Annotated in this window: 13 protein-coding genes and 1 pseudogene; 10 read left to right on the forward strand and 4 right to left on the reverse strand. The window is 70.0% G+C overall.

Features of this window, described 5'->3' with window-relative positions:
* A pseudogene (locus tag CV1CTNOD_RS24495) lies at positions 1-313 on the forward strand (S8 family serine peptidase); the annotation flags it as partial.
* A 69-nt stretch (positions 314-382) separates the two neighbouring features.
* Here CV1CTNOD_RS24495 and eccB read toward each other — a convergent pair.
* Positions 383-1,786, reverse strand: a complete 1,404-nt coding sequence (gene eccB, locus CV1CTNOD_RS06690; RefSeq protein ID WP_131785293.1) for a type VII secretion protein EccB — start codon at positions 1,784-1,786, stop codon at positions 383-385.
* A 6-nt stretch (positions 1,787-1,792) separates the two neighbouring features.
* Positions 1,793-3,202: a type VII secretion integral membrane protein EccD gene (eccD, locus tag CV1CTNOD_RS06695; protein WP_131785294.1), complete on the reverse strand. Its 1,410-nt coding sequence runs from the start codon at positions 3,200-3,202 to the stop codon at positions 1,793-1,795.
* A gap of 173 nt (positions 3,203-3,375) precedes the next feature.
* On the opposite strand from eccD, the gene eccCa reads away from it, so the two are divergent.
* Positions 3,376-7,338 (forward strand): type VII secretion protein EccCa, encoded by a 3,963-nt coding sequence (gene eccCa, locus CV1CTNOD_RS06700; RefSeq protein ID WP_131785295.1) that lies wholly within the window; start codon positions 3,376-3,378, stop codon positions 7,336-7,338.
* A 7-nt stretch (positions 7,339-7,345) separates the two neighbouring features.
* On the opposite strand, the gene CV1CTNOD_RS06705 is transcribed toward eccCa, so the two are convergent.
* Positions 7,346-8,566 (reverse strand): hypothetical protein, encoded by a 1,221-nt coding sequence (locus CV1CTNOD_RS06705; RefSeq protein ID WP_131785296.1) that lies wholly within the window; start codon positions 8,564-8,566, stop codon positions 7,346-7,348.
* Positions 8,563-9,837, reverse strand: coding sequence for a type VII secretion protein EccE (locus CV1CTNOD_RS06710; protein ID WP_131785297.1), 1,275 nt, complete (start codon positions 9,835-9,837; stop codon positions 8,563-8,565). The genes CV1CTNOD_RS06705 and CV1CTNOD_RS06710 overlap by 4 nt, the downstream gene beginning before the upstream one ends.
* Before the next feature lie 161 nt (positions 9,838-9,998).
* Here CV1CTNOD_RS06710 and CV1CTNOD_RS06715 point away from each other — a divergent pair, with 161 nt between their 5' ends.
* From CV1CTNOD_RS06715 to CV1CTNOD_RS06750, 8 genes are all read left to right on the forward strand, one after another.
* On the forward strand, positions 9,999-10,268 hold the full coding sequence (locus tag CV1CTNOD_RS06715) for a hypothetical protein (RefSeq protein WP_131785298.1): 270 nt from the start codon (positions 9,999-10,001) through the stop codon (positions 10,266-10,268).
* Positions 10,269-10,361: 93 nt separating this feature from the next.
* On the forward strand, positions 10,362-11,162 hold the full coding sequence (locus CV1CTNOD_RS06720; protein ID WP_131785299.1) for a class I SAM-dependent methyltransferase: 801 nt from the start codon (positions 10,362-10,364) through the stop codon (positions 11,160-11,162).
* 78 nt (positions 11,163-11,240) lie between these two features.
* On the forward strand, positions 11,241-11,915 hold the full coding sequence (locus CV1CTNOD_RS06725) for a RibD family protein (protein ID WP_131785300.1): 675 nt from the start codon (positions 11,241-11,243) through the stop codon (positions 11,913-11,915).
* A 440-nt stretch (positions 11,916-12,355) separates the two neighbouring features.
* Positions 12,356-13,528 (forward strand): branched-chain amino acid ABC transporter substrate-binding protein, encoded by a 1,173-nt coding sequence (locus CV1CTNOD_RS06730; protein WP_131785301.1) that lies wholly within the window; start codon positions 12,356-12,358, stop codon positions 13,526-13,528.
* 94 nt (positions 13,529-13,622) lie between these two features.
* Positions 13,623-14,552, forward strand: coding sequence for a branched-chain amino acid ABC transporter permease (locus tag CV1CTNOD_RS06735; protein ID WP_131785302.1), 930 nt, complete (start codon positions 13,623-13,625; stop codon positions 14,550-14,552).
* A gap of 275 nt (positions 14,553-14,827) precedes the next feature.
* Positions 14,828-16,204 (forward strand): ABC transporter permease subunit, encoded by a 1,377-nt coding sequence (locus CV1CTNOD_RS06740; RefSeq protein ID WP_431607082.1) that lies wholly within the window; start codon positions 14,828-14,830, stop codon positions 16,202-16,204.
* Positions 16,205-16,247: 43 nt separating this feature from the next.
* Complete coding sequence (locus CV1CTNOD_RS06745) at positions 16,248-17,147, forward strand: ABC transporter ATP-binding protein (protein ID WP_242606428.1); 900 nt, start codon at positions 16,248-16,250, stop codon at positions 17,145-17,147.
* Positions 17,147-17,863, forward strand: coding sequence for an ABC transporter ATP-binding protein (locus CV1CTNOD_RS06750; RefSeq protein WP_131785342.1), 717 nt, complete (start codon positions 17,147-17,149; stop codon positions 17,861-17,863). Before CV1CTNOD_RS06745 ends, CV1CTNOD_RS06750 begins: the two co-directional genes overlap by 1 nt.
* The last annotated feature ends 177 nt before the right edge of the window (positions 17,864-18,040 follow it).

The raw sequence follows: 18,040 nt of genomic DNA on the forward strand, positions 1-18,040 counted from the left end.
CGGCCAGGGCATCGTGAACCCGTACGCGGCGGTGAACGACACGCTCGTCGACGCCAGCCCCGTACCTCTGCCCGCCCTGACCCGCCCGCACCGCGAGCGGACGCCGACGTGGGCTCGGGCCCGGGAGACCGCCGTCGTGGGCACCGCGGGTGCCGCCATCATGGTGACCGCCGTGCTCGTGTTGGCCGTGGCGCTGCCGCGGGGCCGGCGCAGGTCCTGGCGGTCCGGGCTCGCCACGCCGCCGCCACACCATCCGCAGCAGCGGGAGTCGGGCCCACCGGTCATGCTCTTCGACGAGCAGCCGCGGCGATGACGTCGGCCACCGGGGATCTCGGGCCCGCGCACGCGCCGCCGGTTATGCCAGGAGGCCGGCCTGGTCGCCTTATGCCAGGGGGGCCGGTCTGGTCGCCGCGGCCGGGTCGAGCGTCGGGCCGGCCGGGATCTCCCTGACCAGATCGGCCGGCACGTCGACCGCGAGCTGGGGTGCGTACCCGAGCATCGCAAGCACGCCCGGCGTGGGTACCGCGTACCGGATGCCCACATCGGTGATCACGAAGTAGGGCCCGGTGGTGGTGTTCGGCGCGCCCATCGCCCGCACGATCGCGACATGCCCGGCCGGCACGTACACCCGGTCGGCCAGCCTCGCGCCGCCCGGGCCGATCGTGCCGGTCGGGTTGGCCGTGGCGAGCCCCTTGACCGAGCCACCGACCCAGATGTCCGGCGGGGCCGCCGCGTTGTTCGTCACCGCGCAGAGGAGATCGTCGCCGGCAGGGGTGACCAGCGCGGGCGGGGACCGGGGCGGCGCCGTCGGCCCGCTGGGCCGGCTCAGCCGGCTGCTCGTGGCCGCGGATGTCGCTTCGGACACCGAGATCCGCGTCGGCGGTGCCGGCGACCATACGCTGGCGATGGCCTGCTGCAGCGGGGTGATCGCGGCGAGGCCGTCGTCGAAGACCAGGTAGTACTGCGGACCGGAGCCGGTCTCGGCGACCAGCAGCTCACCGATGGTGTGGCCGGGTACCGCCGGGGACGGGCGGCCGCGCCCGTTGACCACGATCGGGCCGATGCCGGCCCCGGCGGGCAGCGCGTTCAGCCACGACGTCCCGGCCGGTACCGCGGTGACCAGCGCCCCGAACAGCGCCGGCACCACCCTGTCCGTGTCCGTCAGCTGGTAGCGGTGCTCGCCCCAGATGAGGTACGTGGTGCCTGTCACCGCATTCTTGGCCAGCATGCCTTCGTCGGTGTCCAGCCTGCGGCCGCCGGTGGGAGCGCTGGCCACCGCGAGCGTCACCGTGCTGACGGCCCTGCCGGAGGAGCCCGGCCCGGACGCGGTGCACAGCGTCCACGGCAGGCCGACCCGGTTGCCCGCGGCGGGCAGTGAGTCGGGCGCGCCGGGAATGCCGATCGAGACCCTGCGCGGGACGAGTGCCAGCGACCTGCTCGCTATCCGGTGGACCCGCGGGTTCGGCGTCCCGGCCGCGAGCATTGCGGACGCGAGGTTGAGCGTGGGGTTCAGCCCGCCGGAGGAGTACACGAAGCTGGCGCCGGTCTCCTTCTCGATCACGACCGAGCCGTCGGTCTTCCAGGCACCGTTGTCAGTCTTGGTGAGGATGCCGTAGACACCGAAGCCCGTGGCCGCGACCACCGCGATCATCACCCCGCCGAAGACCGCGCCGATGCCCCGGCGCAGCGGGGACTGCTGCGGGTCGGTCTCCCGCATGACGAACGCGGAGATCACTCGCTGGGTCAGGAACTGGTACGACTGGAGCTGGTCGCGCCGTGTCACCACGCTGTCTCACCCCCCGACCGACGCGAACAGCCCCTGGATCGAGCCGAACATCCCCATGACGGCGCAGGTCAGCGGGATCAGCGCCATGATGGCGAGCACGTCGGCGATGTCGGCGATGCGGCCCAGATAGGGCGAGGGCCGGCGCCGGCTGAACAGGAGCGCGGCCCCGAACACGGTCGCGGCGGCGACCACCAGCACCAGCACGTACAGCAGCCGCGCTCCGCCGCGGCCGGTCTCCAGGTCGGCGCTGAAGACCAGCAGCCCGAGCCCGGCTGTCCCGCTGACGAGCAGCGGGATCCGTTGCCGCAGCGTGCGGAACAGCCGGCCGCGCAGCAGTAGGGCACAGGCCCCGGAGGCGGTGAGCAACGCGCTGGTTACGGTCCGTTCGACAGCCAGTAGGAACGCCATGGCGGCGACGCTTACGAGGGCGGTCGCCAGCAGCATGCCGGAAAGCAGCTCGTGGGCGCGCGCCACGGAGGCGAAGACATCCGCGCGCCTGGGCACCGGCCGGTCCTCGAGGATCCCCTCGGGCCGGTCGGGCAGCTCGGGCGCGGGCAGCCGGCCGATCCGACTCGCGATCAGCGGATACCCGGACAGCATGCCGATGGCAACCGTCAGGGTGACCGCCGCGGCCCCCGCCGCGGACATGCCGGCGAGGCACGACAGGGCGGCGAGCAACCCGGCGATGCCGGCGGCCAGGCCGGCTGTGAACAGTGACTGGAGCGCGGCGACACCGGTGTAGCCGACGACGCTGAAAACCAGCAGCGCGGCCGAGCCGAGGAGGAGGCTGGGCGCGCCCAGGTGGGTCAGCGTGACGCCGGCCGGCGTGGCGATCAACGCGCCGCCGAGCAGGGCGTAGGGCAGGCCGGACGCGGCCGCCGCGGCGCCGGCGGTGGCGTCGGCGAAGGTACGGGCCGCGGTGATGCCGACGATCGCGAGCAGTGCGGCCAGGCCGATCGCCAGGCCGGCCGGCAGCGGCCAGGGCGGGCCGGACGCGGCCACCGCGGCCACGCCCAGCCCGAGCACGCCGCTGGCGACGGCGAGCCCGCACCGGCGGGTGGCGGCGTTGCCCCACGAGCGGCTGCTCCGCCGGGAGCTGCTCGCGATCACTTCGGCCACGTCGTCGTAGGCGAGCTCGGGCCAGTCGAGCCGGCGTGGCGCGAGCTGGAGAACCTCGCCGTCGCGTACCCCCTGCGCGGCAAGGTTGCGGGTCGACTCCAGGGCCGTGCCGGTGGCCCGGCGCAACACCCAGCCGCCGTGCCGCTCACCTTCGTCGCCGAGGTCGTCGCCGGCGTGGCGCAGCAGGTGGGGGAGCAGCTCCCCCACGATCATGTTGTCGGGTAGCGCGACGTCCATGCGGCGCTCCGGCGCGGCGACGGTCACCCTGGCCAGGCTCAGGCCGCCTGGGGCCGTCACGCGCTGCCCACGCGCAGTCGTGGGTGCAGCGAGCGGTTTCGCGGGGTGCTCACGGTCCGCGCACCTCCCAATGCGTGTCGACCCCGAGGACTCAACGTAGCATTTCGGTCTGATCGGGCAACTGCCGCGGTCTGTAGGATCTGATCCGCCGATTCGGGGAGGAGGGCAGCGGCGTGACATCGGTGGTTGTCAAACGTCCGCCGCGACACCTGGCGCCGGCCCTCCCGAGCGGGGAGCTGCTGCTCGACCCGCCGCCGGAGGTGCCGACCACCACCGGCAGGACATGGCAGCGGATGCTGATGATCCTGCCCATGGGGGCCGGTGCGGCGGCCATGGGGCTGATGATGGGCGTCCAGCGCGGCGGGCCACTGACGTACGTGGCCGGTGGCATGTACGGGGTGTCGATCCTCGGCATGATCGCCATGATGGCCGTGCAGCAGACCGGGCCGGGCAAGCGCGAGATGATCGAGGCGCGTCGCCAGTACATGCGCCGGCTCAGCCAGTTGCGCGCTCAGGTGCGTAACACGATCCGGCAGCAACGCGAGGCGATCCACTACCGGCATCCCGACCCGTCCGCCCTGTGGTCGACGGTGATGAGCGGACGGCTGTGGGAGCGCCGGCGCGGCGACGTGGACTTCACGGTGGTACGCATCGGCCTGGGCTCCCAGGAGGTCGCGACCCCGCTGGTGCCGCCGCAGACCCGACCGGTCGACGAGCTGGAGCTGCTGTGCGCGATGGCCCTGCGGAAGTTCGTCGCCACTTATTCGGTCGTACCGGACCTGCCGGTCTCGATCGCGCTGCGCGACTTCTCCCACGTCTACCTGCGCGGCCCGGACGAGGACGCGGTGCGCGACCTGGTCCGCGCGTTACTGGCCCAGCTCGTCACCTTCCACGCCCCGGACGACCTGCTGGTCGGTCTGTCCGTGGCCGACCACCTGCGTCGCACGCAGTGGGAATGGGCGAAGTGGCTGCCGCACGCCGGGCATCCGACCAAGGCGGACGCGGTCGGTCCGGTCCGGCTCATCGCGCCGGCGGTCACGGCGCTGGAGGCCATGCTCGACGACGTGCTGGCCAACCGGCCCAGGTTCGACCCGGTCGCGCCCGGGTCCTTTGCCGGGCCGCAGGTGGTCGTGGTCATCGACGGTGGCTCCACCGCCGGGTCGGACCACCTCATGACCGACGGCGGCGTGGCCGGGGTCACCATCCTCGACCTGTCCAACCCGCCGCCCCGCCTGCTGGACGGCACCACCGTGGTGCTTGACATCGCCGAGGACGGCTCGATCTCGGGCACCACCATGGACGGGACGATCCAGGTGGGGCGGGCCGACCGGCTCGACCCGGCGCAGGCGGAGGTGCTGGCGCGCGGGCTGGCACCGCTACGGCTGTCCGCCACGTCGGTCACCGAGAAGTCCGCGGTGGCGGCCGACCTCGGCCTCGCCGAACTGCTCGAGTTCGGCGATCCTGACGAGCTCGACCTGGCACGGATGTGGGCGAGCCGGCCCAACCGGGACCGGCTCCGGCTGCGCTTCGGCGTCGGGCTCGACGGGCGCCCGATCGAGCTCGACCTCAAGGAGTCCGCGCAGGACGGTATGGGTCCGCACGGCCTGCTCGTCGGGGCGACCGGGTCGGGCAAGAGCGAACTGCTGCGCACGCTGGTGCTGGCGCTGGCCGTCACGCACAGCTCCGAGATCCTCAACTTCGTCCTGGTCGACTTCAAGGGTGGCGCCACTTTTGCCAGGCTGGACCGTCTGCCGCACACCAGCGCTGTGATCACCAATCTGGCCGACGAACTGTCCCTGGTGGACCGGATGCACGGCGCGATCTCGGGCGAACTGGTCCGACGCCAGGAGCTGCTGCGCCGGGCCGGCAACTACGCCTCGCAGCGGGACTACGAGCGGGCGCGGGCCGCGGGCGTGCCGCTGGCGCCGCTGCCCAGCCTGCTGATCGTCGTCGACGAGTTCAGCGAACTGCTCACCACACGCCCCGACTTCATCGACATGTTCGTCCAGATCGGGCGGGTGGGCCGGTCGCTGGGCATCCACCTGCTGCTGGCCTCGCAGCGGCTTGAGGAGGGCCGGCTGCGCGGGCTGGAGACACACCTGTCGTACCGGCTCGGCCTGCGTACGTTCTCGTCCATGGAAAGCCGGGTGGTGCTCGGGGTGCCTGACGCCTACGAGCTGCCGCGTTCGCCCGGGCACGGCTACCTGAAAACCGGCACCGAGGAGCTCGTCCGGTTCAAGGCGGCGTACGTGTCGGGGGTGTACCGCCGGGACGGCGCGGTGCCCACGAGCGGCGGTCGGCCGGTGGATCCGGTGCGGGAGTTCTCCACCTACTATGTGGCTCCGCCGCACACCGACCAGCCGGCCGAGCCTGCGACGGAGCAGGAGGAGCCCGTCGGCGGCGAGACGTTACTGGATGTGCTGGTGCGGCGGATGGAGGGCCAGGGCCCGCCGGCCCACCAGGTCTGGCTGCCGCCGCTGGCCGAGCCGCCGACGCTCGACCAGCTTCTGCCCCGGCTCGTGCACTCGCCGGAGCGTGGCCTCACCAGCGACGACGCCGGGATGCACGGTGCTCTGCACGGCGTGGTCGGTGTCGTGGACAAGCCTTTCGAGCAGGTCCGCGACCCGATGTGGCTGGACCTGTCCGGCGCGGCGGGCAACGTCATGGTGGTGGGTGCCCCGGTCACCGGCAAGAGCACCTTCCTGCGCACGCTCGTGTGCAGCCTGGCGCTCACGCACACCCCGGCCGAGGCCCAGTTCTACTGCCTCGACTTCGGCGGTGGCGCCTTGAACGCGCTGGCCAACCTGCCGCACGTGGGCGGGGTGGCCACCCGGCGTGACGCCGACAAGGTCCGCCGCACCGTCGCCGAGCTGTACGGGCTGATGCAGGCCCGGGAGGCGCTGTTCTCCAGCGAGGGCGTGGAAGGCATCGCCGCGTACCGGCGGGCCAGGCGCGCCGGGCAGCTCGGGGCACAGGACCCGTTCGGCGACGTCTTCCTGGTCGTGGACGGTTGGGCCACCCTGCGCGGTGAGTTCGAGGATCTCGATCCGATGGTCTCCGAGCTGGCCAACCGGGGTCTCGGCTACGGCATCCACATCCTCGCCGCCGCCAACCGCTGGATGGACGTCCGGGCCGCGGTGCGGGACATGTTCGCCACCAAGGTGGAGTTGCGGCTCGGTGACCCGAGCGATTCGGCCATCAACCGCCGGGCCGCGGTGAACGTGCCGGAGCAGAACCCGGGCCGGGGCTTGACACCCGACGGCTTCCACTTCCAGGCTGGGCTGCCCCGCATCGACGGTGCGCACCGAGTCGACGACCTGGCTGACGGCGTGGCCGAGTTCGTCACGCACGTGCGGACGTCCTGGACCGGGGCGCCGGCGCCCCGGGTCCGGCTGCTGCCCGACGAGCTGCCCCACGAGTCGCTGCCCGAACCCAGGAGCGGGAAGATCCCGATCGGTATCGCCGAGACCGACCTGCAGCCAGTGCTCCTCGACTTCGACGCGGACCCGCACCTGATCCTCCTCGGCGACGTCGAGTGCGGAAAGAGCTCGTTCCTGCGCAGCCTCGCCCGCAGCATCACCCGGGCCTACGAGCCGGCCCAGGCCCGCATCATCCTGGTCGATCTGCGACGCAGCCTGCTGGGCTGCGTCGACACCGAACACCTCATCGGCACCGGCACGTCCCAGCAGGTCACCGCGGACCTCATCGGGCAGGTCGCCACGGTGATGAAGGAGCGGCTGCCCGGCCCGGACGTGACACCGGAGCAACTGCGCAACCGGAGCTGGTGGAAGGGCCCCGAGCTCTACCTCCTGGTCGACGACTACGACCTGGTGGCGGGCGGCACGATGAACCCGGTGGCGCAGCTTCTCGAGTTCCTGCCGCAGGCGCGTGACATCGGGCTGCACCTGGTGCTGACAAGGCGGATCGGCGGCGCCGGGCGGGCCATGTTCGACCCGGTGATCTCCAGGATCCGGGAGCTCGCCTCGCCCGGCGTCATGATGTCCGGCCCGAAGGAGGAGGGTGCGCTGTTCGGCACCATGAAACCGCAGGTTCTGCCACCCGGGCGAGGATGGCTTGTCACCCGGCGCCATGGCGCCCGGCTCATCCAGATGCCCTGGACGCCCCCGGCGCAGTGACGTTCCGTTATGGAAAGGCTCGGTACTCCGGGCGGCTCGACGGCCCGCCCGTGTACCCGCGTTCCACGTCGGTCTGCCTGAGCCACACGTGACGGTCGACCCCGTCACCGACCAGTGCGACCATGTCGTCCGCCATCGACTGCAGGAACCGGACGGTATGGCCGGGTAGCCGCAGCGCGCCACCGACCAACGCCGCCTCGACACCACCGAGTCGTTGAAGCACCACCAGATGGCTTTCCCGCACCAGAGGGCCAACGGCAGCGCGATCATGTTCCTTTCGCGTTCGGGGTTCCTCCCCGGCCGGCGGAGCCGGTCTGGGAGGTCCGGGCGGCCCAAGTCCCCGGGCCGTTGAGGGGATCCCGGACCGGTCGAGTTGCCGCAGGATGGTGAGCTGCGTCTGCCAGGGGCCCAGTGGGGGCGGTGCGCTCGCTCCCACCATGCCGAGATCGTGGACGAGCAGCACCGGCCGCTGTGCCGTGGCGGCCAGCGTGAGCGGCTGCTCGACCGTCAGCGCCCGGAGGCGGTCGCCATGACCGGTCGCGCGTTCGCCGAAACCGTCCCATTCCCGGGGTTCGGTGGTCACCACGGTCACTCGCGCACCGAGCGCGAGCGCGCGGAACACGATCAACTTGCCGGCCCAGGCGCGGCTGAGGAGCGTCACCCTGGTCGGCTCCGGGCGGAAGAAACGCACTCGTACCGGCTGCTGGTACCGATCGGCACCGAGGATCAGCCCGGAGCCCGGCGAGGTGACACCCAGCTGGGCGAGGGCCGGTCCGGACGTGGTGTGTGAGCCGATCCGCAGCCGGGCCAGCCGTCCGGTGAGACCGCGGGGCCCGTGCCCGCCCGGCACAGTGCTGTTCGGGGGGCGGCTGCCGTCGTGGACGGCGCCTTCCCGGGCGGTGCCGGGCAGCGCCCTCGCCTCGGCCGCGGTGTGTGGCGACGCCACAGCCTGCGACGCCACAGCCTGCGCCGTTGTGCCCTGGGTTGCCGCGGCCTGAGCTGTTGTGGCGTGTGCGGTTGTGGCCGTGGTGGCTGATCGGGCGGGTGCCGCGGCCTGGCCGGGGGCTGGCGCATCCTGGCCTGGATCTCGCCCGATCACCGGTGCCCATGGGCTGGGTTGCGCCTGCGCGCCCAGCGCCGCCGGCACCGGCGTGGATCGGTGCTCCACGCCGGCCTCGCCATCCGGTGTCGGTTCCCCCGCGGTTGCACCGTGCCGGGGGGCGGTCATCGCACGCCACCTCCGGTGGGGGCCGACGCGTAGACCGCCGGCGCCTGCTCGCCGTCGAGTGGGAAAAGCTCGGCCTGCGCCTGTACGGCGAGGTCGGTGATCGTCTGGCAGATCTGGTCGAGATCGGCGGCCGGTGCCGCCACTCGAACCAGACCGCGCAGGTCGATCAGATCGTTGTCGTTGTCCGGTACCATGATCATTGTCACGTTGGTCACGGCGGCTGGCGTGGCGGCCAGCCGGTCCAGGAGCGCGGCAGCCTCCTCCACCGGCGGCCAGCTCCGGATCCAGAAACAGCGGTGGGCCAGCCGGGCCGAGTGCCACGTGGTCCACTTCTCCCTGCGCGCGGCGGGTGCGCTCCCCGGCGCCGTGAGGTCCAGATCGCAGGATCGCGCCAGCGCGTCCACCAGGCCGGCGGCGTCGAGCACCTGGCATGGGATGCCCACCCGGCGCAACGACTTGGCGGCACCGCGGAGCAGAGCGGCCACGACCGCGGGCGCGGGCGCCGCATCCCGATCGGTACCGATGTCGGCGCCGGCTTCGGCCAGGGCCCGCCTGTCCAGCCGGACCGCGATCCAGGTGACCGTGTCCAGTGGGATCGCGTCCAGTGGGACCGGCGCCGCACCGAACTCAGCGAGGAGCTGGCGGTACGACTGGTCCGCCGGGGATGCGGGATGGGTGTCGAGCCCCGGTGCCGGTACCGTGTGCCGGACCACTTGGAGTACGGCGCCCGGTTGGTTGGCGTCCGCGAGCGCGGTTGCCAGAACCTCCAGGGGCAGGCGTTCGCCCGGATCGTCACACATGGCCGCGCCCGTGCTGCGCGCGGCCACCGCGAACCAGCCGGCGTCGTCCTGCGCGACGCCGACCCGTGTGCCGTCCGCGGCGGGTATGTCCTCGACGGTGAGGCCCGGGGCCAGCACTGACAGGGCGGCCAGGCGCGGGTCGCTGGAGTACCGGGCCGGGCTCGCGCGCCTGCGCCGGTTGTACCGCCAGATCATCATGCGGCGTTCCACCCACCACCGGCCGTTACGTCGCCCCAGTGTTACGAGCAGGAGCACGGTCGCGCCGGCGCAGGCTGCGGTGATGGCCACGATGCCGCGGGTGAGCGTCGCCAGTATGGCTATGATCGCCGTCTCGGCCAGCAACAGCTGCATGATGTGGACCGGGCCGAGATAGCCGGGTCGTCGGCGGGGTAAAAGAATCACCGGACCGGATGGTTCATTACCCGTGGCGGCCCGCGCGGCCCCGCGCACCTGCTGCCGCGAGTCGGTCATGCTTGGCCAATCCCCCTGACTATCCCGTCGGCCCCTGCTTACTGCGGTCCTGGTTACCGCTGCCCGCTGCTCACTATTCATCATAGGAACGTCGGTCGTGCCGCCGAGAGCCCGTGGGGCACGGAGCCATCGAGTAGGCGACGCCGCGGGACCATGACGCCGTGCGCGACCATGACATCATGCGAGATCATGTGGTCACCGGCCCGTCTCCGCTTCCCGCCCGTATCGGGGACGGCCGGGACAGGACTGGAAGGACGGGTGGCGGCAGCGTTTCGGGGAGGTCCGGGCAGACCCGGTCGAAGGCGACGCCGGGGGCGATGGCCGACCGGACCGGCCGTGGTTCTATACGCGGCACGCTCGTCCTTACCGACGACCGGGATTCTCCTGAAGTCAACCAGGCCGTCGCCGACGACTTCGGCCTGACGTCATAGGGTTACTGTCGGGTACCTATATTGTGATCTGGTGGCTGGCGGCCACCCGCCTCTTGTACGCGGAGGCCTGGCTGATTAATGTAGAGGAAGCATATGAGCCGGTTCGCAGGCGCCGCCACCTATTACCACGAATTCCGTCCAGGTATTCCTCGTGGCGTCGTTCGGATTCTTGTCGACGCGGTGGCGGATGAGCCGTCTCGTACACTTCTCGATCTCGGCACAGGCACCGGGCAGGTCGTCCGAGCGCTTCGCCTGTTCTTCACCGAGATTATCGGTGTCGACTCGGACGGTGAGATGCTGAGGTTGGCGGAAAACAGCATCCGCTCCGCTGCCCCGGATACAAGAATTGCATTTCATCATTCTCCGGCGGAAGACTTCACGCCGCCTGCGGGCTGGCGCGCATCGCTCGCCACCATCTGCCGCGCCTTCCACTGGATGGACCAGGCTGGCACTCTGCATCGTATTGCGCCGTACGTCCATGAACAGGGTGCTGTTGCCGTCTTCGGCGACAGTAGCTTCTGGGAGATCGGCAGTGACTGGGCAGTGGCGGTACGGCGGATGATTCAAGAATTTCTTGGCGAGCAGCGCCGAGCGGGTGCGGGCGTGTTCGTGTATCATAACCGGCCCTGTGGTGAAATTTTGGCTGAATCGCCGTTCGGAGTGGTCGAGGAGACGCGGGTTCCGGTACGTCGTACCTGGACGAGTGGCAGCGTCATCGGATACCTGTACTCCACGTCCTTTGCTGCTCGTCCGCTTTTCGGCGATCGAGCCCAGGTCTTCGAGCGTCGCGTCCGGGAGGTGCTTGCAGGTTTTTCGTCTGATGGTACCCTTGTAGAGGAAAATGAATTCCGTATTCATGTCGGCAGGAAGGGGTCCCGGCGCACCATAGCTTGATCGAATTCATTTCTTTTGGTGATTATCAGTTCGCCCGCATCGTGGAAAATATGCTCACCGGCGAGCCTGGAGTATCACGTGACCGAACGTCCGCACATCCTGCTGTCGGTTGCCGCGTCCGTGGACGGCTACATCGACGACGCCACCGACCAGCGGCTGCTGCTGTCCAACGACGCCGACTTCGACCGGGTCGACGAGGTCCGTGCCAGCGTTGACGCCATCCTGGTGGGCGCTAACACCATCCGTCGCGACAGCCCCCGGCTGCTGGTCCGCTCGGCGGCCCGCCGCGAGGAGCGGGTGGCCCGCGGCCTACCGGAAAGCCCCATCAAGGTCACCCTCACCGGCCGTGGCGGCCTCGACCCCACCGCCAGCTTCTTCACCGCCGGGCAGGTCGAAAAGATCGTCTACACCGCGAGTCCCGCAGCGGACAAGATCCGTGAACGCCTCGCCGGCGTGGCATCCGTGGTGGACGCCGGTGACCCCCCGGACCTGAACGTCGTCCTGGCGGACCTTGTCTCGCGCGGCGTACGCCGGCTGATGGTCGAGGGCGGCGGCATGATCCACACCCAGTTCCTCGCCGCCGGGCTCGCCGACGAGATCCACCTGGTGATCGCGCCATTCTTTATCGGGGACCCAGCCGCACCCCGCTTCGTCGGCAACGGAACCTTTCCCTACCATGCGGGCCACCGGATGGAACTGGCCGAGGTCCGCCGGATCGGCGACGTCGTTCTCCTGCGCTACCTGCTCGGCTGACGAGTCCGTCCCCGACAGTGATCTGCTTGCGTGGACCGGACCGGCATGCGGCCAGAGCCGCTTGTCGCTCCTGCTCGGACAGCACACCGGCGAACGGCGAGTTCTACCGCCACGGGGCAGGACGACCTATCACCAGCGTCCCACCTGGTGGCATCGTCCTCTGCTGGGATGGCTGGTGGCTCCGCGCAACCCGCTTCGACCTTGTCCTGGCCCAACGTTGATGCAGCTGTGCGGACAGTCGGTGTAAGCAGGATGACCGGTACGTTGGATGACACGCAGGGTGTGCTTCCGGCATGTTCAGAGGGGGGACTACGGTGCCGACATCTCGGTGGAGATGCGCAGATGCGTGTCGGCGGGGCACACCAGCAGTTCGTGACCGCAACCATGCGTCGTCCACGCCGGGTCCGGGACAGGTAGCAGGACAGGTTAGGAGGAGATGCATGGCCAGGCGAACACTCCTGGGGGCAATTGCCCTAGCCAGCGCGGTGACGTTGACCGCCGCGGCATGCGGTAGCAGCGACGGCGGGTCGTCGTCGGACGGGAAGAAGACGATCACTATCGGCTTCCAGGGGGTGCTGTCGGGTGACAACCAGCAGCTCGGCATCAACGCCCTGTACGGGGTGGAGACCGCCATCGCCGAGGCGAACTCCGACGCGAGCCTGCCCTTCAAGGTGAAGCTGGTGCAGTCCGACGACGGGGGTTCGCCGGATCAGGGCCCGACCGCCGCGCAGAAGATCATCGACAACTCGGACGTCCTGGCTGTCGTCGGGCCGATGTTCTCCGGAGCCACCAAGGCCAGCGAGCCGCTCTACTCGCAGGCCGGCCTGCTGTCGGTGAGCCCCTCGGCGACGAACCCGGCGCTGACGACGCTGGGCTTCAGGACCTTCTACCGGGTCATCGCTCCGGACACGGTCCAGGGCACGGCGGACGCCGACTACATCGCCACCGTGCTGAAGGCGAAGAAGGTGTTCTCGCTCGACGACAAGAGCGACTACGGCACCGGTCTGTCCGCCGCTCTGGAGAAGGAGCTGAAGACCAAGGGCGTGACCGTGGTCCACGACGGCATCAACCCGACGAAGAACTACACCTCCGAGGCAACAAAGATTATTTCGGAAAGTCCGGACGTCCTGTTCTACTCGGGCTACTACGCCGAGCTGGCGCTGCTGTCCAGGGCGCTGCACGACAAGGGCTTCAAAGGCGCCACGATAAGCGGTGACGGTTCGCTGGACGGCAAGTACGTCGAGCAGGCCGGTACCGCCGCGGCCGAGGGCACCTACCTGAGCTGCCCCTGCAGCGACGCCAACAGTGATCCAGCCGCGGCGGCCTTCGTCGAGTCGTACAAGAAAACCAACGGCGGCGCCCGGCCCGGCACGTACTCCGGTGAGGCATACGACGCGACCAACGCCCTTATCCAGGTGCTGAAGAGCCTTGGTGACAACGTGAACCGGCAGTCGGTGGCATCGGCCTTCGGAAAGGTCGAATACAAGGGTGTCACCAAGCTGGTCAAGTTCCAGCCCAATGGTGAGGTCGAAGGCGCGAACGACTTCATCTACCAGGTCAAGGGCGGAAAGATCACTGTTCTCGGCAACACCGTGGACCTGATCAAGTCCTGACGGACAGCCTGACGGATAGTGGGGCGGTGACCGGGGCGCCTGGGGCGCGCCGGTCACCGCCCCACGCCATGACGAGGACACGACGAGGAGATGCATGGGTTTTGCCGACCAGTTCTGGCAGCTGACCGTCGACGGTCTCATGGTCGGTTCGTTGTACGCGGTCATCGCCCTGGGCTACACGCTCGTCTACGGCGTGCTCCAGCTCATCAACTTCGCCCACAGCGAGGTGTTCATGCTGGGGGCCTTCGGTGGGCTGTTCGCCGCCAGGGGTCTGCTGCCGGGCGGTTCCACGCCGTCCGGGATGACCTCGGTGGGCCTGCTGGCCGCCGGGCTGGCGGTGGGTGCCGCCTCCGGCGCGGCGGCGGCGTTCACCCTCGAACGGGTCGCCTACCGGCCGTTGCGTCGGCGGTCCGCCCCCAGGCTCGCGTACCTCATCAGCGCGATCGGCGCGTCGCTGTTCGCGGTGAACCTCGCCGGCAAGGAGTTCGGCCGGCAGAACGTGCCGGTGCCCGCCCTGTTCACCAACGGCACCGTCTTCCACCTCTTCGGCGCCCAGGTGTCCACCCAGACCGTCGTCGTCTTCGGCGCCGCGGTCGTAATGCTCGTCCTGCTGGACCGCCTCGTGGCGACGACCCGCCTCGGGCAGGGCATCAGGGCGGTCGCGCAGGATGCGGACACCGCCGTCCTGATGGGCGTGAACGTCGAAAGAGTGATCATCCTGACCTTCGTCATCGGCGGCCTGCTCGCCGGCGCGGGCGGGTTTCTCTATGCCATGACCTTCAACGCCTCGTACAACATGGGCTTTGTTCCCGGGGTGAAGGCGTTCACCGCCGCGGTGCTCGGAGGCATCGGGAACGTCCGCGGTGCCATGCTCGGCGGCATCCTGCTCGGGCTGGTGGAAAGTTACGGTGGCTACGTCTTCCAGGCGTCCTACAAGGACGTGATCGCCTTCCTGGTGCTGGTCGGGATCCTCATGGTGCGCCCGTCGGGTCTGCTCGGCGCACGGTTGGGCAGGGCCGCATGACCGCCCGACCGCCGTCCCCGGCGTCGCCCGAACCCCCCGCGTCGACCTCGTCCACACCTTCTTCGGCATCGAATCCGCCGACGCCGCCGGAGCCGCCGACGCCATCGCATCCGCCGGCACAGCTGGAGCCGCCGACGCCGTCATCGAAGCCCCCGGCGCCGCCGACACATCCGGCGCCGCCGACACATCCGGCGCCGCAGAGACAGCCGGAGCTGTCCGAGCCGTCATCGAATCCGCCGACGCAGCCGATACCGCGGAAGCAGCCGAAGATCGCCTTGCGGCAGGCGCCCGGGCCGAGTCCGTCCATCCTCACAGCGCCGGCGCGGACCTCCCGTGGGGTCACCGGCGCGATCACTCCGGCGCGGCTGCGGCAGCTGGGGGTATGTCTCGCGCTCGGTGTCGTCGCCGCGCTGGTGACCGGGCCCAGCGGCGACTCCGCTCACCCGTTCCGTGCGCTGCGGCAGTCGGTGATCGACCCGCGCATCGGGGTATTCCTCGGCCTGGCGGTCGGATTGTGGGTGGTGCTGGTCGCCGCGACGGAGCTGCGACCGGTGCTCGGCCGGGTGACGGTGACGGCGCGGGCACGCCGGCCCGTCAGGGCCACGTTCGAGCGGCGCTACGGCAACGTCGGCCTCAACGCGGTCCTGCTCGTCATCGCGATCGTGGCGCCGATGCTCGTCTCGACGGCGGCGCAGCAGTCGATGGTGAACGACATCGGCATCTACGCGCTGCTCGCGCTCGGGCTGAACGTCGTGGTCGGCTATGCGGGCCTGCTGGACCTCGGCTACATCGCGTTCTTCGCGATCGGCGCCTATGTGGCCGCCTACTTCAGCTCGTCGTCGGCGATGCCGTGGCATGCACCGTTCATTCTCAACCCGTTCTTCGTCCTCCCGATCGCGCTCGTCCTCGCGGCGCTCGCCGGTGTGATCCTCGGTGCGCCGACGCTGCGGCTGCGGGGTGACTACCTGGCGATCGTGACGTTGGGTTTCGGGGAGATCATCCAGTTGATCGCGAACAACTCGGACGAGATCACGAACGGCCCGCGTGGGGTGTTCGGGGTGCCGCACCTGTCGGTCGACCTGCCCGGGATCCACTACCAGTGGGGAATCGATCCGCTCCCGTACTACTACCTGCTGCTCGGGATCGTGGTCCTCGTCATGATTGCCTTCGGACGGCTGGAACGATCCCGCATCGGCCGGGCCTGGGCTGCGATCCGGGAGGACGAGATCGCCGCGGAAGCCACCGGGGTGCCGACCCTGCGGATGAAGCTGCTCGCCTTCGCGATCGGGGCGTCGGTCTCCGGGTTCGCCGGTGTCCTGCTCGCCACCAAGCAGTTCTTCAACCCGCAGAGCTTCAGCCTGCAGTCGTCGTTCCTCGTGGTGGCGGTGGTCATTTTCGGTGGGATGGGCTCGCGCCTGGGTGCGGTGACGGGTGCCGTCGTCCTGCAGGGGCTGGCCTTCTACCTGCGCGACAAGGTCCCGCCGACGGATCGGTACATCTACTTCGGTGCTGTGATCATCACGATGATGATCTTCCGTCCGCAGGGCATGGTGCCATCCCGCCGCAGACGCCGGGAGATCGAGCTCGCCGGGGCCGGCGCCGGCGCGTCGGACTCGCTCGGCGCAGCCCCGCTCGGAAGGACCATCACATGACCGTGCACCCTGGCGACACCGTGCACCCTGGCGCAGTCGCCGCATGACTGCCGTCGCCGCGACCGGGCCGGCCGGCACGCCGGGCAGTCCGCCGTCCGACCTGGTGCTTGAGGCCCGTGACCTGATGTTGCGGTTCGGTGGGGTCACCAGCCTCGACGGGGTCTCGTTGCAACAGCGCCGGGGCGAGATCCTGGCCGTGATCGGGCCGAACGGGGCCGGTAAGACCTCCCTGTTCAACTGCTTCACCGGCGCATACCGGCCGCAGCAGGGGTCGGTGACGTTCTGGCGGACATCCCGCCGGCCGGCGGAGATCGTCGGCCGCAGCCCGCATGCCATCACCCACCTCGGAATCGCCCGGACCTTCCAGAACATCAGGCTCTTCCCCGCCCTGTCGGCGCTGGAGAACGTGCAGATCGGTACCGAGGTCCGGCAGCGGTACGGACCGTTCGGCGCGATCCTCGGGCTGCCCGGCGCACGGCGGCAGGAACGGGCCGGAGTCAGTCGGGCGTTCGAACTCCTGGATCTGGTCGGCCTGTCCCACCGCGCGCACGACCTGGCCTCGTCGCTGCCCCACGGCGAACAGCGCCGGCTGGAGATCGCCAGGGCGCTGGGCACCGACCCGCGGCTTCTTCTCCTGGATGAGCCCGCAGCCGGGACGAACCCCGCCGAGAAGCGCAGTCTCGAGACGTTGATCCGGCGGATCGCCGGGGGTGGGGTCTCGATTCTGCTGATCGAGCATGACATGCGGCTGGTGATGTCCATCGCCACCTCGGTGGTGGTGCTGAACTTCGGTCGCGTCATCGCCCACGGCACCCCGGCCGAGGTCCAGCACGACCCGGCGGTGGTCGAGGCATACCTCGGAGTGGAGACCGGTAGCGGTACGGCGAACGATGGCGCGTGGACCACGGACACGTCTGGCGGGACCGGCAGGGAGGTGCGGTGATGTTGCTGGAGCTCGCCGACATCGGGGTCAACTACGGCGCCGTACCGGCGTTGCGCGGCGTCCGGCTGGAGGTTGCCGAAGGGGAGATCGTGACGTTGCTCGGAGCGAACGGCGCCGGCAAGACGACCACCCTGCGGTCGATCTCCGGGCTGCTCCGCCCCCGGAGCGGAGAGATCTACCTCGACGGACGGCCGCTGTCATCCATGCCGGCGCACACCTTGGTCGGGCAGGGGGTCAGCCATGTCCCCGAGGGGCGGCGGGTGTTCGCCGCCATGACCGTCCGGGAGAACCTGCTGATGGGCGCCTACCACGACCGGCGGCATGTACGGGAGGACATCGAACGGGTCTTCAGCCTGTTTCCCCGGCTGGCCGAGCGGGCGTCCCAGGTGGGTGGCACCCTTTCCGGCGGGGAGCAGCAGATGCTGGCTATCGGCAGGGCGTTGATGAGCCGACCCCGGCTGATGTTGCTCGACGAGCCGTCGATGGGGCTGGCCCCCCGGATCATCCAGACCATCTTCGAAGTGATCGTCGAGATCAACAAGGTCGGCGTGGCCGTGCTGCTGGTGGAACAGAACGCGGCACAGGCCCTCAGGATCGCGAATCGTGGCTGCGTCCTGGAGAACGGCCGGGTTGTCCTCGCCGGCAGCGGCGCAGACCTGCTCGCCGACGACCGTGTCCGGCAGGCATATCTCGGCGAGGACGTCTCCACCGGATAGTCATCCCTCCCTCCTTGCCATTGACGAGTCACGGCCGCACAACCCCTGCCAGGAGACCCGGCCAACATCCCTACATTATGGACGCGCACCGTGACGGCTTCCGCTGCCTCATGATCCAGGAATCCGTGCGGCGCCGGATCGCCGGAGTGCCGTCCCAGCGGGCGGTTGAGATCACGG

It is taken from the genome of Protofrankia symbiont of Coriaria ruscifolia, assembly GCF_900634745.1.
Taxonomy (GTDB): Bacteria; Actinomycetota; Actinomycetes; order Frankiales; family Frankiaceae; genus Protofrankia; species Protofrankia californiensis.